Here is a 16,698-nt window from a genome sequence, read left to right as displayed (position 1 = left end):
CTGCCTTGAAACAGGCAGATTTTTTAGTGAGATAATATTATTTCTTTATTGTAGTTTTTAATTATATTTTTATGGTCGACAAAAATAACTATTCCTTCAATTTCATCAAAAACTTTCAGAAATTTTTCGGTTGATTCGCTATCCAAGTGATTGAGTGGTTCGTCAAATATAAATATATTTGAGTTTCCTATTAGCGCTCTATCTAAAGTTATTTTGTGTTTTTCCCCACCAGATAGACCATTCACATTTGTTTTCATTAGTAACTTATTATCTGTGAATACAGTATCTATTTTATCCTTTCCAAGGAAAATATTCTCTTTCACAGTAGTTGGAAAAACATAAGAGTTTTGACAAAAATAATTTATGTTGATATTCTTCGCATTATTTAACTCTGTGTTGTTAATACTAATATTTCCATTATAATCGGTATAAATGTTACTTAAAATTTTAATTAAAGTTGTTTTTCCAGTTCCATTTTCTCCAGATATTTTAACTTTATCTCCTTTTTTTATGTTAAAATTTACAGGTTTTAAAATGTTTTTATCATTTACCGTGTAACTTAGATTTTCAGCAATAATTTCAATATGATTTGTTTTATTATCAAAATTCTTCTTTTGAGAAATATGTGAATAAAATTTTCCAACATTAACTTTTAAACTTTTTAATTGAATAAATGAGTCCACGGACTTTTTCACACAATCGAAAAATTTATTGATAACAACAGACATAGCTAAAACTTTTATTATTGAATTGATTCCTATAATTTGCTTGGAACATAGAATAATTCCAAATCCCACTACTAGTATTAAAAACAATCCATCTGCTAAATTTCTTACTGCGTTTTGAGTTTTTGTATACATTTCTCCTCTTGCTACTTTATCTTTCACAAATTCATCAAATAATTCTTTGTATACCTGTATGAATTTTGTGTACAAATTATTAAATTTCAACCAATCTTTTTCAAAAGAGCAAGAAAATAATATTTTTCTTTCATTTTCTTTAAATGTAAATTTATCTCTTGTATATTCAGAAACTTCATTCTTAAAAGTAGTAAATGATACAAATCTTAAAAATCCCATAGCAACTATGAATATGAAATAATAAATTGGTAATTCTTTCAAGCTTATTATCAAAATTAAAACTATTATTAAAGCTTCTGAAATATTTTGAAATGCCCATATAAAATACAATCTAAGCATAGTTGCTTCTTTTTCTATAATATTGTCAAATTTATAAGATTTTATATCTCTTAAAATACTTTCATCAAATTTTAAGTATTTGTCTATTAGCAAATTTTCGTGAGTAAAACTATTTTTCAGGATAATTTTATTTGATAAAATCTGAAAAATAGGTATCAAAACTACAGTAATCAAAATAGCAATGAGCAACTTATATATTGAAGATTTCATCATTTTTATATCTGAATTCAATACTGCAGATGTAAAAGTTCCCAAAACAGTCGCTATGAAAACTGCTGACACATCTTGAATTATATTGCTAATCAGGCCTACTATTGCGCCAAGTCTCATAGACTTGAATAAATCCTTATACATAATTATCACCGCTATCTAAATCTAAAGTTTTATTGCATATTTTATTTAACCTTTCATCATGACTAATTACAATCATTTCTCGTGAATCAGATCTTAAAACACCGATTAGTTTTTCCACTGATTTATCATCTAAATGATTTGTCGGTTCATCTAACAAAAGTATATTCTTATCAGATGCCAGACAAACTGCTAATGCAAATTTTTTCCTTTCTCCACCTGATAATTCATCTAAGTATTTACTCCATTCAAGCTCCTTAATCCCAAAATAATTGCAGAGTTCTTGGACTTTTTTAGCGTATTCTTTTCCTTCAAGCATACCCATAATCTCTCTCATTGTAAAAGAAATACATAAATCATTTTGATTTAAATAACTTATAAGTCTTTCTGGAATATCTCTAATAACCAATTTGCTATTTGAGTGTAAAAGTCCTAAAATCAAATTGAAAATTGTTGTTTTTCCTTTGCCATTACTCCCAGAAATTAGAATTTTATCTCCTTTTTCTAATTTAAAATTTGTTCCATTTAAATTTTGACAAAAATCTAAATCTTCAATTTTTAAATCTATTAGAGAATCAGTATCTGAAACTGTTACATCGTTACTATTAATATCTTTATTTAAAATATTATTTATTCTAGTTTTTGATACATTGAATTCTTGAACCTTCGAAATATATTTTGTTATATTCTCAAAATTGGAATAAAACGTACTCAGTAACATAATCATAAACACCGAATCAGCAATGGTAATTTCCTGATTATAGATTGCCATACCAATAATTGCATAACTAACTATTTTTAAAATCAAATCTAACAGAGAATACATCGCATTTTCAAGTGCAAATGCAATTTCAGCCTTAGTACCAGCATTTACATTCAGTTCATCTAAATTCCTTTTATTTTTAAAATACCAATCAGTCGCATTAAAAGTTTTCAAAACATCTCTTCCTTCTGATGCTGAAATAATCCAGTTAGTAGTATCTTGTTCTATTTTTCTAGTATCCATGTAAATCTTATATAAGCTATTTTTAGTAATTATTGGCGGTATTACTTGCAAAATAGCTAATAAAACAAAAATAAAAGTCACCTTATAACTTAAAACCAAAAATGAAACAAGTACCATCGCAAAAATAAATAATGAAGAAAAAAATTCTACCAAATATTCATACCTAAAACTTGCTACGATTTCGCTATCCTTATCTACAATTTGCAAAACTTGCTCTCCTGACAATTCGAATAACAATTCTTTTCGTAAATTGTAAATATCTTTTAGTATATTGTTTTTAAACTGAAATTTTAATTGATGTTTTATTAATTCTAATTTATAAGGTATCAGTTTTTCTAATAAAAATTTCACACCAAATACTAATATTATAATTAACATAGTTTTTATTGTATTTTGAAATTCTACTGTATTTAGTTTTACAAATTCGTCTGCAAAATTTGATGTAATTACAGACACTAAAAAATCAAGCACAAAAATAAATACATAAAACAAACTTGAATAAATAAAATATTTTTTCGCTTTAGTTTTCATAATCACAAATTCCTCTCTTTTTTGATTATACCACCTAATAAAATCTTGCGAAATAGAATAAATTTCAAATCTACATTGTTTTATGATATCATTTATTAATACGGAGGTAATAAATGAATAATAGAACTAAAGGTATTATAGCAATATTATTATCAGCATTTGGATTTGCTCTTATGAATTTATTCATACCACTTGCTGGAGATTTGCCAACTATTCAAAAAAGTTTTTTCAGAAATTTGATTGCTTTTTTGGTGGCATTCGCGCTTTTATTGAAATCAAATAAAAAAGAAGAAGTAAAAGAACTTCACGATATTAAGTCAATCCCATGGAAAACTTTGATTTTGAGAGCAAGTTTGGGTACTGCAGGAATTTTTTGTAATTATTATGCGTTGGATCATTTGTTTATTTCTGATGCATCAGTTCTCAACAAACTAGCTCCATTTGCGACTTTGATTTTGTCTTGGATTTTCCTAAAAGAAGATTTGAGAAAGGAACACATAATTTCGATTTTGATAGCATTTGTAGGGGTTTTATTCGTCGTAAAACCTACACTACAAATCCAAGAAATCCTTCCATATTTAATAGGAATTTTGGGTGGAATTTGCGCAGGCGGAGCTTACACTTGCGTTAGAAAATTGAACACTCTAGGAGTTAATAGTTCGTTTATCGTTGCGTTTTTCTCTGGATTTTCGTGTATAGTATGTATTCCTTTTATGATATTTAATTTTGTTCCAATGGGAACATCATCAATCCTTGCTCTTATCGGCGTTGGACTTGCAGCCCTTATCGGACAATTTGGAATAACATTAGCTTACAAATTCGCTCCTGCATCTGAAATTTCAGTGTTTGATTATTCGACGATAATTTTTACAGGATTGTTCGGATTTTTATTCTTGCATCAAATCCCTGATTATTTAAGTATAATCGGATATGTATTGATATTCAGCGGAGCATTGATTAACTTTTTAAACAATAGAAGAAAACAAAGAATGCTAATAAATGAAAAATCTGCACGAGTATAATCTCATGCAGATTTTTTTAAAAAATACATTTTTTTATTTTTTATCATATTAATAATTTCGCTATCATGCGTAATCAAAATCACTATTTTCTTTTTAAAATACAACTCATTTATCATATTCGCTATTTTGATTTTATTTTCTTCATCTAAAAAATTAGTAGGTTCATCTATTATATAAACACTCTTATCCGTATTTAATGCTAACTCTATTTGTGCTTTTTTCTTTTGTCCAGAAGAAAAATTTATTTTATCAGATAACAATCCAAAATTAGATATATTATAATCAGATGATATGTACACCATATCATAGTAGCTCTCTTTTAATATTCTTCCATTTATTAATATATCTCCATTGTATCTATCAGTATAATTCAAAATAGATTCTATCACAGTTGTTTTTCCTACACCATTATCTCCAGAAATTATATTTATATTTTTATTATCAAATTTCATAGAAATTTTTTCATTTAATACTTTCCCTTTATTACTCAAACATTCAAAATTCACCAATTCTATTTCTTTTATAATATCATAATTGTATCTTGTTTTTTTTACTTCCATAAAATTCAAAAAACTATTTATTGCTGGCTTTGCTGTTAAATATTGATTTCTTATGTCAAACAAATATTCTACTGGTGTCCAAAATCTAGACACATAAAGTTGTGTAGCATAAAAAGTACCTATTGTAATCATATTTCTATACACATAATATCCAGAAATCAAATACATAGAAATTATTACACCATTTAAAACAAAATAAATCATCATATTATTTACAAGAGATTCTAATTTATATTTTTTATTTAAGGTATTTTCATAATTTTCTAATAAAATTTTTATATCAAACATCTGCTTTTTTTTTAAAAGTCTTTCTGACTTTGTAATAGAATATTTATCTAGCAGATATCCCTTAATATCTCTATTATTCGTTAAATCCTTTTCCGAATAATCTGAAATCAAATAACCTAATTTATATGATATATATGCACCTACTGGGACTACAATTATCATAACTAATGCTAAGCTAATAGACAATTTTAACATTATTAAAAATATTGCTATCATAGTAATAATAGAAAATACAATACTAACAGGTATATCTACAATAAAGCCTTTTATTAATGTAAGATTATTTGTTATTTCTTGATTAATCCTATCTCTATTAATTGAATGTTCTTTTACTCTATATGTATCCAAATTTTCATTTACCTCTTTGAAAATATTAGATATTGCTGATGTTTCTACTTTTTTACTGAAAATATCAAATATATAAGATACAACCTGAGTTAATACAAATAAGAAAACATCTATCAGTCCAAAAATCAACATATTATTAAAATTTTTATTCATTGCATTATCTATAAACTTTTTTGCAACAAGTGGAGATACTAAAAACAAAATTTTTAATAGACCATTTATCAAACAATAAATGGCAAGGCTTTTATTTGAAACATATCTTTTTAATTTCAACATTATTTATCACCCCCAATGGGTTTTCTATGTAAACACCAAATTCATTTGACAATTCAAACAAAAAATATAATTTATTCAAATAATTTATAGATTCATAATTACAATTTATTTTAAACCTTTTCATTTATTATAAAAAAAGGAAACATTTTGAACTGATTCTCAAAAATTAGATATAAAACCAACTTTAAGAATATTCGCTCATTTTTGCTTTCTCTTTTTTACAATTCAATATTTAAGCTCTTCTTGGGCATTTATCTTCTCCGCCACTGCCACCTTCTCTTAATACTGTAAACATAAATAAACTCACATCCATTGCTAATTTAATCCTATCATATATATTATTTAATATCAAAATCATATTTACCCGCCTTGTGATTCGTAATGTTTTATTCCTCTTCTCCACATAAAATAAATTATTATGGAAAAAATCACGATGTAAATTACTTGTTCCAAAATCAAAGCCTTCATATTGTTTGAGTTAATTATGTTTGCAGGAATGTAATAAATTCCTGCAAGAGGATTGTGTTTTATCATTTCAAATTTTCCGGAGAAAAACGCTAAAGGAACTACTTCTCCTGAAAATATTGCCAGAATATACCAGAAAATATCTCTGAGACTAAGTACAGATTTTAACCAAAATGTTAGTAATCCTAAAATGCATAACACTTGAAACATCAAACAAAATCCTAGAAACAAGGATATTATAAAATAACCAAGCGATGCAAATGAAAACTTATTGAAATACAACTGAACTGCTATCCAAAAAACTATCCCCAAAGGCATTGATATTACAACTCTTCCTATAGATATGCAAAATCTAGAAAGAGGATAATAAATTGGCTTAGTTATCAGAGTATCAATATTTCCCGAATTTATATCTTGAAATATGTAATAAGTTTCAGCCATTGTATTTGATATTGAATTTTTTACTACCAAAATCGTCATGAAATACGCAATCACATCATCAAAATTCATTCCAGCAATATCAGCTTGTTCTTTCATTATGAATTTCCACAAAAAATAATAAACAATTATTGTAATTGGTATATAAAATATGGAGGAAACAAAAGAAATAAAGTATTCTTTTGAATTTAGGTATTCTATTTTCAAAGACTGCAAGTATTTTTTCATTCTAACCTCCATTTGAAGAATATCTTCTAAGTCCACGATTGTACACAATGTATAAAATCATCAAGCTCACTGCTAAAAAAATTAATATTAGAGGAAAATGTCTAGTAGGTTTTCCGCTTAAAGCTAGTGTTGGAACAAATGCTATCAAAGAAACAGGAACTACATAAGTCAGAAATTTTCTCAAAAAATCCGGGAAAATTGTAGTAGGATAATTTTTTGAAAAATTAAAATTGAAAATCAAATCCCTTAATGTCGATATTTTTTCAAATCTTAAACTCAGCATAGTTATAGTCGCATAAATCGTTTGATAATAAATGTTCCCTATTATTAAAAGAATTATCATCTTTAATACAGCTACAAAAGAAATCGCGATATCAAACTTCACTACTACCAAAATTATTCCGACAATTCCAAGCACTAGTTGTTCAATAAATGCAACAAGTGGAATATTTTCTATCATTATCATAAACAAAGTATTTTGAGGGCGATACAAATACCTATCCAAACTTCCGTCACGCACCAACCACTCAAAATCTCTGAGTCCGAAAAACATTTCTTCAATAGCCGACGATAACATCCCGACCATTGCCAACAAATATATAAAAGATTTGTCGTATCCAAAAGAATCTACATTGTCAAATAACACAACCCAAAACAAAATCGTCGACAATAATTGGAAAAGGCTGTGAAAAAATATCATGATTATTTCATTTGGATAAGCAAGCATCTTTTTCAAAGCAATTCTTAGAGAACAAGCAAATAATTTCATCATTCACCCCTCAATTTAGTCTTCAAAACATCTTCCAAACTCAATTCTTCGATGGTGAATTCGGACTTAGAAAATTGTGAAATATCTACACTATTTAACTGATCGATTGTCAATAAAGCTGTCGCCTTCTCATTGTCGATTTCTGGATTAAAATCCTTCAAATAATTAACGTATTTTGAAGATACAGTTAGTTTTCTGTACTTATCCCTATCCAAAAATTTATTACACCTTCCATCGTAAATCACTTCTCCATGATTTAATACTATAATTCTAGGGCAAAATTTATCTATATTTTCTATCTCATGTGTGGTCAATATGATCGTAGAATTGTATTTTTGGTTTATCATATTCAAAAACTCAAATATATTTTCTTGAACCACAACATCAAGACCAATAGTAGGCTCATCCAAAAATATCGTTCGCGGCAAATGAATAATGCTCACTGCCAATTCACACTTCATTCTCTGACCGAAAGACAATTTTCTTACAGGAGTATGTAAAAGTTGTGAAAGTCCAAGAACTTTATCAAATTCTTGTAGTCTTTCCTCAAAATCCTCATCTGAAATTTCATAAACTTCTTTGAAATACTTGAAAGATTCTATCACATCAATATCGTAAAACATACACGAACGTTGTCCCATTGATACTCCGATCTCATTCAAGAATTCCTTTTTCCTATCAGACGGAGTGAATCCATTCACTTTTATAAAACCATCCGTTGGATACAAAATTCCAGTCATCATTTTAATCGTAGTAGTCTTGCCAGCTCCATTAAGCCCAATGAGTCCGACCCTTTCTCCATCTTCAATTTTAAAAGAAATCTTCTTCACTGCATTCACGATAGTTCTTTCTTTGTTTAATAAACTTTTTCTCTTAATTATTTCATAATCTTTTTTCAAGTTGTTTATCTCTATCATAATTCGCTCCATGTTTATACTTTCAATATCATTATATATTATATCCTAAAAAAACAATTTCCTGCTACATGTTAGCAATAAAAAAAGCACGAGATTAATCGTGCAATTTTTTACATAGAAATTAGTTTTTGTTTTCTACAACGCTCCAAGTGTTATTAGAAATACTTCGATAAAAAGCAATGCGATATATGATTTTTGGAATTTTATCCTTGAACCAAATCCCACAATACAAAATATCGACCACATTTTTAAAACATTAACTGTAACCGCAGGATCACTTGTTTGTAGCACAACTTTTATGCTAAGAAATATACTTACCAATAATATTGCGAATTTAAGTACATCTCCAAATCGAAATAGCGTATATTTTAATTTGGTGCGGTTATTAAATATTAGCTTCCCGTCTGTTATTACTGCTTTTCCCGAAAAATAATCGTGCAAATCTCCAATAAAATAAATCAAGAAATTAATAATTAGAGAAATACAAACTCCCACATTCAAATTTCTTAACTGCAAATTCTCTTCTTGCGTAAATAAAATATTTATCACCAAACTAATCAGAGAAATCACCAATAATACTGCAATGAATGATATGGATTTTTTGATGGAAACTGCTTGCAAATCATCTTGTTTTTTCAGTATTTGTTCCAAATTCTTAAACTCATTATCTGTTTGATTCGAAAATACAACATACACATTATTTTCATAAATCATCTGAGAATTAGTTTTCATGATTTGTATTTTTTCATCGATATGTTTGTCAAAACGCTTACGTAAGACACAATAAGATTGTGGGGCTTTGTTTTCATCATAGCGAAACTTCAGTATATCCAAAAAACTTCCCACTGCGCCACAAAAACTATAGCCTTTTATTGATTGTTCTTCCAAATATTTAGTCAATGCTGGTGTTTCATAAAATTGATAGTTGTTATAAGTGTTTTTAGTTCCCATATTATTAACCTCTTTTAGTTTACATTGTAACTGGTACTAATTTCCCGTCTTCTAATTTTAAAATACAATCGCTCATTTCAATTGCTTTACTTGTCAAATGATGTGTAATTGCAATTACTGTCAAATCTTTTTTCGAAAGTATGCATTCTTCAACAATATCTACACTGTGTTTATCCAATGAGGATGTTGATTCGTCTAATAAAATACAGTCAAAGTCTTCATTTAGTAGTCTTGCAATGGCAATTCGTTGTTTTTCTCCACCTGAGATAGATTTGTCTTCACTGGAAATTACAGTGTCAATTCCTTTTGGTTTGGAATTAATCAAAGTATTTAATCCCAATTGTTCAATGATTGTTTTATCTACAGGTTTGTTGTCAAACAAGGATATGTTGTCTTTGATACTAGCTGTGAATATTCCAGTGTCTTGTGTTGCAAATCCGATTTTAGAATAATATGTGCTATCTGTAATATTCAAAATATTTTTATTGTTAAGCTGAACTTCTCCTTCGGTTGCTATTTCTTGTTTTTGCAAAATCTTGAATATAGTTGATTTGCCCTACAATGTCAAGCAATTGTTACATAAAATTAGACGATATTTCTATCGCCTAATTTATAAACAAAACTTTTATTTTAACTTTTTTATACGTTCACTTTCTGTTAGAATCCTCATTTGTTCAATAGCAATTGCATTTAATTTTTCTATCCTTTCAGTTGCATCCATTCCCTCATTTATAAAAACAGCATTTAAGTTCTCAAGATTTGATAAACACACTAATTGTGATATATCAGCATAGTCTCTCATATTTCCTTTTAACTCCGGATTACTTTCACGCCATTCTTTTGCTGTCATTCCAAACAAAGCTACATTTAATATATCTGCTTCACTTGCATAGATATAGTTTATTCTTTCCTTTGATAATTTTTCAGGGACAAGATTATTCTTAATTGCATCTGTATGAATTTTGTAATTTATCTTAGCTAAATTCCTCTTGATATCCCAACCTAATTGTTTTTGTTCTTCTTCTTTTAAGCGCTCAAACTCTTTAATAAGATAGAGCTTAAAATAAGGTGATACCCACGACGCAAATTCAAAAGCTATGTCTTTATGTGCATATGTTCCACCATATCTTCCTGCTTTGGCAATAATTCCGATAGAATTCGTCTTATTGACCCATTGTTTAACCGATAAAATAAAACGATTAAAACCTGCTTCATTTTTAATTCCCTCGAATTCGGTGGAATTAAAATTCGCATTATACATTTCTTCCCATATTCCTAAAAATTCAATTGTATTTTTATTCCTTAGCCATTTTTCTATCAGTGCCACACCATTTTCAACATTTCTAACCATGTCGGTTAAAGAAATATAATCTCTATTATCTATGGCAATAATGCTAATTTCTGATCCTTCCACATTTATTTTAGACACAAAAATCACCTCACAATATCTCATTTTAACTATAATTATATCATTTTTTTGTTTGTTCCTAAATCTTTCCCCTATCAACTCATAGTAAACAGTTCTATTTATTTCCGCAAATTTTCTCGCCATTATTTTCACTTTGGCGTATTTAAATTAAAGTTGGCGAGATTATGAGTTACTTTTAATGCTATTCATCTATTTTTCTACAATTTCTATTTCTCCACTTCTTGATACGATTATTTTATCAATTAAACTTTTCACATAAACTTTCAGCAAACCTTCCTCATCTAAGATAACAATATCCGTTTCTTTCTTTGAATCAATATTCTCCGACTTCAATTCTTCCAACTTACTCTCCAATAATATCTTTTTATCTTGGATAAAAGATTTTTCCTTTAAATAGTCATCTTTTGAAATATTTTTCCTTTTATAGTTTTCATAGATGATTTGTAAATTACTGTTTAATATGGATATTTCCTTTAGAATCTCTTCTTTCACATTCTTGTGTTCTATGACTTTCTCTTCATTTAATGTGTTTTGTATCTTAAAATCTTTTAATTTGGGTTTTATAAGTTCAATAATATCTTTCTCTTTGATATTGTTTGGTGTTTTCTCAGCTTTACATAAATTACAATAATAACTTTTATACTTGTATATTTTATCAGAATTCTTCTTTTGTCTACTGTCACATCGTAAACTCATATGTCTACCACATTCTTTACAAAAAATCTTATCAGAAAAAATAGAACGATTTTTGTTTCCTGTATATCCCCCAAAACTTCGTTTTTCTTTTATTTTCTTAACCTTATCAAACACTTCTCTTGAAATAATCGCTTCATGGGTATTTGGAAGTATTTTCCACTCCTCTTCAGGAAGTAAAATTCTTTTTCTTCCACCTATTTTTGTTTCTTTGAATTTATTATATACATAATCTCCTGTATATAGTTCGTTCCTTGTAATCTGTGAGATAGCTGCGTTTGTCCAAACTCTTTTCTTTACCTCACTTCCAGTAATTAAATTTCCAGTATAATCAGAAAGTTTCAGTTCTTCTTTTCGTTCAGAGCGTGTAATATAACCTTTTTCATTAAATATATTAGCCACTTGAATACACGAATATCCTTTTAGCAATAAATCAAAAGCTTCTTTAACTATAAAAGCTGTTTTTTCATCAATGATGATACTATGTTTATCTTTTGGATCTTTAATATATCCAAAAGGTGCTGCCCAATTTATATTTTTCCCCTGCGATTTAATTTGCCTAATAGAACTTCTTACCTTTTCAGATAATTCCTTACTGAATAAATCATAATACAATGTCTTAAACTGTGTATCCATATCTAATCCATTTCCATTTTCGTTTATGGAATCATAACAATCATTGATAGCTATAAATCGTATTTTTAAAAATGGAAATATATTGCTCAAATAATCCCCAAGTAGAATATAATCTCTTGAAAACCTAGACATATCTTTTACAATTATAGTTCCCACTTTACCACTCTTTATATCCTCAATAAGCCTTAAAAAGGAAGGTCTATTTGTATTAGTAGCAGAATATCCATCATCTACATATTCTTCTATTTCACAACTTTTTAAAGAGGTTTCATTTTCAATGTAGCTTTTTATATAATCTCTTTGATTTACTATACTTACACTTTCATCTACTTTGTGATAATCTTCTTCAGAAAGTCTTAAATATATAGCTATCTTATTCATGCTCTACCTCCAACTGCTTTCCCACATCTTTATCAAGTTTAAACTTAAAATATATGGTAACCTGCTTATACTCTGATATTTCTATATGGCTAATTAATGTATCGACCAATTCTTTATCAACTTCTATACTTTTAGCATCCAAGCAGCAAAATAGTACATCTATAAATTCTATAATTTCTCTTTTTTTCTTTTTTATATTTCTTATTCTTTCATCAAAAACTTTTAATTCATTTTTTAAGGTTTTTATTTGATTATTTATTTTTTTACTTTCTATTTTAAAATCACTTAAAAGAACCTCTCCTTTAACATAGTTTTCATATTGTTCTTGTAAATTGATCCTAAGAGAAGCAATCTTTTTATTATTTACATCTGTTTTTAGAGAAACTTGATTTATCTTTTCAGCACTTATATTTTCTAAATATATTTTTAGTCGTAATCTTTTATCCTTTTTATAAAAGCTTGAAACCAGTCTTTTTAAGGTATCTACTAAAATTTTATCTAGGTCTGTTTCGTATATTCTTACATGAGATTTTTCTAAGTTTAATCTGTCTCCACCTTTACAATAATAGCAATAGCAAATCTCATCATGATATTTCAGTCCTCGTGGTCCATATTGTTTTTTCAAATATCTGCCACAAACACTGCACTGTATGAGGTCGTCATACTTTCCTTCTTTTTTATGATCTCTTTGAATTTTTACTCCAACATTTTCTTTTCCGTCTTTTATTATGTTTTTCAGTGAATGGTAAGGTAGATAGTTTTGTTTTTTCTCCTTTATATCTCTGATATTTTCAAATGTAGTTTTGTCTATCAAACCTTCATGGGTGTTCTCTGTTATAATCCACTCTTCTTTATCACGAAACTTACTTTTCCTACTTGGATCATGCCTATTTGAGTATACTCTTTGAATCAAATTCCCAATATATACTTCATCAGAAAGCATTTTTGATATATAAGAAATATCCCATTGTTTTGTATCTTCTTTATCCTTAAAAATTTTACCTGTTCTTTTATATTCATCAGGTGTCGTATATGTTTTAGTCAATTCTCTTGCTATTTGCATATTGGATTTACCTTGACTTGCCATATAAAAGATAAGTCTTACTACATCTGCTGCCTTTTCGTCCATCACCAGAACTCTTTTTCCATCAATTTTATCAACCTTATAGCCATACGGAGCCATCGCTCCTATAAAAGACCCTTGTTTCATTTTTATTTCTTTAGAGGCTTTTATTTTCTTTGAAATATCTTTTGCGTATAAATCATTGAAGATATTTTTTATTGCTATTTCATAACTCTGATCTGATTTTATACCGTCTTTAGTATCCAGATTATCATTTACGGAAATAAATCGAACTCCCAAAAATGGAAATACTTTTTCGATATAGTTTGCGATTTCTAAATACTCTCTACCAAACCTTGACATATCTTTTACTATGATACAATTTATCCTGCCTGTTCGGATATCTTCCATCATTTCAATAAATCCAGGTCTTTTAAAATTTGTTCCAGAATACTCATAGTCCTTGTACACTCTTAAAATCTTTATATCTTTTTCGTTTGCAGCATTTATACAAAGTTCTTCCTGCATTTCAAGTGAATTACTTTTATCCCTGTAAGCTTCCTTTCTTTCCTGTGATAACCTAGCATAAATACCGGCAATGTATATTTTTTCAATCACTTTTCCAACTTCTGTTTCTGATTGTGATATATGCCTATTTTTTGTTCTAGCCATAGCATACCTCACTTTCAGCACTTACAAGACTTTTATTCATAACAGTGGGGATAGTTTTTGACTTCCTGCTTTTATCGATACTTTTCTTTTTTATAGTGTTAGCTTTAATGTCAGACTTATCCATTTTTGTCATTTCTTCAAGTAAAGACAATTCTTCAGTATGATTAAACCTAACATCTATCGTTTTATCTTCAGAAATAAAAATTTTATCAATGAGCATCACAACAGACAATCTATCTATTTCCGATAAATTTTTATACTTGTTAATGTCGATGATCCAACTCTTATTTTTATCAATCTTCTCCTTAGTATCTTCCTGTTTTTTTAATCTATACTCGATACTTTCATCTAATTTAGTCAATTTCTCTGTATAGTTTTTTCTAAAAAGTTGATATTCTTCTTTACTAATAACATCCTCTTTTAGGTCAAGGTATAGAGAAGATAAGAGTTCTTCTGTCATCGCTTTTTCTCGTTTTAGTATAGGAATTTGATTGTCTTTCAAATTTTTATTTATATCTATACGCTGAACTTTAGAATATAGATTTTCATTAAATTCAATGTAGGACTTCATTACTTTAGATACTGCTTTTATCAAGGTTTCTTCTTTTATGCTGTGTCTTGTGCAAGATTTTTCCTTGTTGTACTTTGAACAGATATAGAATATCTCTTCTCTTTTTTTATACTTTACAGTCCTTCTAATCAAAGAACTTCCACATTCTTTACAAAAAAGCATTCCTGTAAAAATATCAATTTTGTCCTTTCCACGAGAATTATTCAAATCTCTTTTTAACATAGTATTTGCAATAGTAAAAACTTCTTTACTTATAATTGCTTCATGGGTATTTTCTACTCTTATCCATTCTTCTTTCTCTTTTTCCATCTGCTTTTTATTTTTGTAACTTAAAGTAACACTCTTTCCTTGTAAGGTATTTCCAATATATACTTCATTTTCTATAATTCTATTTACTGTCTTTGCTGACCAATTTCCACCTTTTGTATTTTGAAATCCATTACACTTAAATCCTTGACTTTCTTTATATTTTCTTGGAGTTAAAACTCCTAAATGATTTAGTTCATCTGCAATTGCCTTTGAGGAATATCCCAAGAGTTTCATATCAAATATATTTTTGACAATATCCGATATCTCTTTATCAATCACTAACTTGTTCTTATTCTCCTCAGACTTTTTATATCCATAAGGTGCAAAAGCACTGATAAAGTCTCCTTTTTCTCTTTTTATCTTTTGAGAGCTTTTTACCTTATTGGAAATATCTCGGCAATAACTATCATTGATGAAGTTTTTTATAGGAAGTATAAGGTGTGTATCGTTTATATCTGCACTTTTACTATCGTAATTGTCATTTACTGATATAAATCTTATACCGTTTTCCGGAAATATTCTTTGAATATATTTTCCAGCTTCTATATAATCTCTTCCGAATCTTGATAAGTCCTTTACAATAATTGTATTGAACTTTCTATCATAGGCAGCCTTTATCATTTCTTTAAAATTGGGACGATCAAAATTTGCACCTGAATATCCATCATCCACATACTCTTTGACAATTGTAATTTGATTTTTTCTTGCATAAGAGTTTATAATTTCTCTTTGATTGGATATAGAGTTACTTTCTGTTTTTTCGCCATCTTCTTTTGATAATCTTAAATACATAACTGCCAAATTTTCTTTTGCTAAATTGTTTTTAAACATAAAAAAGCCTCCTTTAATTCAATTTACATACAATAAATCGAACCAAGGTTAGGCTTCCACAAAAATATTATAACGCTCCTTATATTTTTTGTCAGCCCCTAATAGACAGAAAATTTTTCTTTGATGTATTCCTCTACTAAATTTTCTAAGCTAAATCCATTTTCATTAAATTTAACTTCTATATTCCAACCATCAATTTGATTTATCATCTGTTTATCTTTTTTATCTGTTTTCATTTCTGTATTTATATTATGTTCATCACACATAATATCTTCTCCTTATCTTCAATATTTTTAAGTTTTTTGACATTAACAGGCGTGTAGGTCACGACATTGGAATTTCACCACCGCCCCTTTTCAAGATGAGCCGGCAACAACTGTAGAAGTATCATTATCCCCATTTGCTTCAATGCATCAGTTTCCTAGGCTGAATATATAATTTCTTTTTATCGCTCGTTTTCTTTTATCCTTCTTTTAACTAGAGTATTTATTTAAACCGAAATCCTTATCAGCAGAAATGTCATGGCGAAGAAATTATAAAGCTCCACAAATGGTTAATGTCCTGTCATGGTCTATTCAGTTGTCAAGGTTCAAATTTCTATTAATTTCTTTTTTATATAAAAGAGGACAAAATTCCCCTTCACTTTATAAAGGAAAATTTGCCCTCTTTGGTAACCATAATTTATAGTTCTTCTATAAATTTCTTTAGTTTTTCTAAAATTTTATCTCGTCTTTTAATTAAAGTTGGATGTGAGATATTTTTAG

15 protein-coding genes and 1 pseudogene are annotated in these 16,698 nt (G+C 28.0%); 1 reads left to right on the top strand and 15 read right to left on the bottom strand.

The features are described from left to right. Positions 1-23: 23 nt before the first annotated feature. Together GKG01_RS03495 and GKG01_RS03490 are read right to left on the bottom strand one after the other, a co-directional pair. Positions 24-1,553: an ABC transporter ATP-binding protein/permease gene (locus GKG01_RS03495; protein ID WP_241673627.1), complete on the bottom strand. Its 1,530-nt coding sequence runs from the start codon at positions 1,551-1,553 to the stop codon at positions 24-26. After that, on the bottom strand, positions 1,546-3,087 hold the full coding sequence (locus tag GKG01_RS03490) for an ABC transporter ATP-binding protein (RefSeq protein ID WP_154253758.1): 1,542 nt from the start codon (positions 3,085-3,087) through the stop codon (positions 1,546-1,548). Before GKG01_RS03490 ends, GKG01_RS03495 begins: the two co-directional genes overlap by 8 nt. 113 nt (positions 3,088-3,200) lie before the next feature. Between GKG01_RS03490 and GKG01_RS03485 the strand changes: the two genes are divergently transcribed. Beyond that, entirely contained in the window at positions 3,201-4,109 is a 909-nt protein-coding gene (locus GKG01_RS03485) for a DMT family transporter (protein WP_154253760.1), read from the top strand. 2 nt (positions 4,110-4,111) lie between these two features. On the opposite strand, the gene GKG01_RS03480 is transcribed toward GKG01_RS03485, so the two are convergent. From GKG01_RS03480 to GKG01_RS03425, 13 genes and pseudogenes are all read right to left on the bottom strand, one after another. Further along, complete coding sequence (locus GKG01_RS03480; RefSeq protein WP_154253762.1) at positions 4,112-5,581, bottom strand: ABC transporter ATP-binding protein; 1,470 nt, start codon at positions 5,579-5,581, stop codon at positions 4,112-4,114. Positions 5,582-5,813: 232 nt separating this feature from the next. Further along, positions 5,814-5,939, bottom strand: coding sequence for a hypothetical protein (locus GKG01_RS09250; RefSeq protein ID WP_256369386.1), 126 nt, complete (start codon positions 5,937-5,939; stop codon positions 5,814-5,816). 2 nt (positions 5,940-5,941) lie between these two features. Beyond that, a complete protein-coding gene (locus tag GKG01_RS03475; protein WP_241673628.1) occupies positions 5,942-6,712 on the bottom strand; it encodes an ABC-2 family transporter protein in 771 nt (256 codons plus the stop codon). A gap of 1 nt (position 6,713) precedes the next feature. Then, positions 6,714-7,484, bottom strand: coding sequence for an ABC-2 family transporter protein (locus tag GKG01_RS03470; RefSeq protein WP_154253766.1), 771 nt, complete (start codon positions 7,482-7,484; stop codon positions 6,714-6,716). Beyond that, positions 7,481-8,398 carry an ATP-binding cassette domain-containing protein gene (locus tag GKG01_RS03465; protein ID WP_154253767.1) on the bottom strand — a complete coding sequence of 306 codons (918 nt, stop codon included), beginning with the start codon at positions 8,396-8,398 and terminating at the stop codon, positions 7,481-7,483. The genes GKG01_RS03470 and GKG01_RS03465 overlap by 4 nt, the downstream gene beginning before the upstream one ends. Before the next feature lie 135 nt (positions 8,399-8,533). Continuing rightward, on the bottom strand, positions 8,534-9,349 hold the full coding sequence (locus GKG01_RS03460; protein WP_154253769.1) for a hypothetical protein: 816 nt from the start codon (positions 9,347-9,349) through the stop codon (positions 8,534-8,536). A 19-nt stretch (positions 9,350-9,368) separates the two neighbouring features. After that, positions 9,369-9,893 carry an ATP-binding cassette domain-containing protein gene (locus GKG01_RS03455; protein WP_347233093.1) on the bottom strand — a complete coding sequence of 175 codons (525 nt, stop codon included), beginning with the start codon at positions 9,891-9,893 and terminating at the stop codon, positions 9,369-9,371. Between the two features lie 81 nt (positions 9,894-9,974). Then, entirely contained in the window at positions 9,975-10,778 is an 804-nt protein-coding gene (locus GKG01_RS03450; protein ID WP_022620611.1) for a KilA-N domain-containing protein, read from the bottom strand. A 189-nt stretch (positions 10,779-10,967) separates the two neighbouring features. Next, a complete protein-coding gene (locus GKG01_RS03445; protein ID WP_154271515.1) occupies positions 10,968-12,488 on the bottom strand; it encodes a recombinase family protein in 1,521 nt (506 codons plus the stop codon). Then, positions 12,481-14,223 carry a recombinase family protein gene (locus GKG01_RS03440; protein ID WP_154271514.1) on the bottom strand — a complete coding sequence of 581 codons (1,743 nt, stop codon included), beginning with the start codon at positions 14,221-14,223 and terminating at the stop codon, positions 12,481-12,483. The genes GKG01_RS03445 and GKG01_RS03440 overlap by 8 nt, the downstream gene beginning before the upstream one ends. Then, positions 14,216-15,934, bottom strand: coding sequence for a recombinase family protein (locus GKG01_RS03435; protein WP_154254010.1), 1,719 nt, complete (start codon positions 15,932-15,934; stop codon positions 14,216-14,218). The genes GKG01_RS03440 and GKG01_RS03435 overlap by 8 nt, the downstream gene beginning before the upstream one ends. 98 nt (positions 15,935-16,032) lie before the next feature. Continuing rightward, on the bottom strand, positions 16,033-16,200 hold the full coding sequence (locus tag GKG01_RS03430; protein WP_000332792.1) for a hypothetical protein: 168 nt from the start codon (positions 16,198-16,200) through the stop codon (positions 16,033-16,035). Between the two features lie 415 nt (positions 16,201-16,615). Then, positions 16,616-16,698: pseudogene (locus GKG01_RS03425) on the bottom strand (sigma-70 family RNA polymerase sigma factor); the annotation flags it as partial.

Origin of the sequence: Finegoldia sp. BIOML-A4 (assembly GCF_009679635.1) — a bacterium.
Taxonomy (GTDB): domain Bacteria; phylum Bacillota; class Clostridia; order Tissierellales; family Peptoniphilaceae; genus Finegoldia; species Finegoldia magna.
This window is presented reverse-complemented; position numbering and strand designations above follow the sequence as displayed.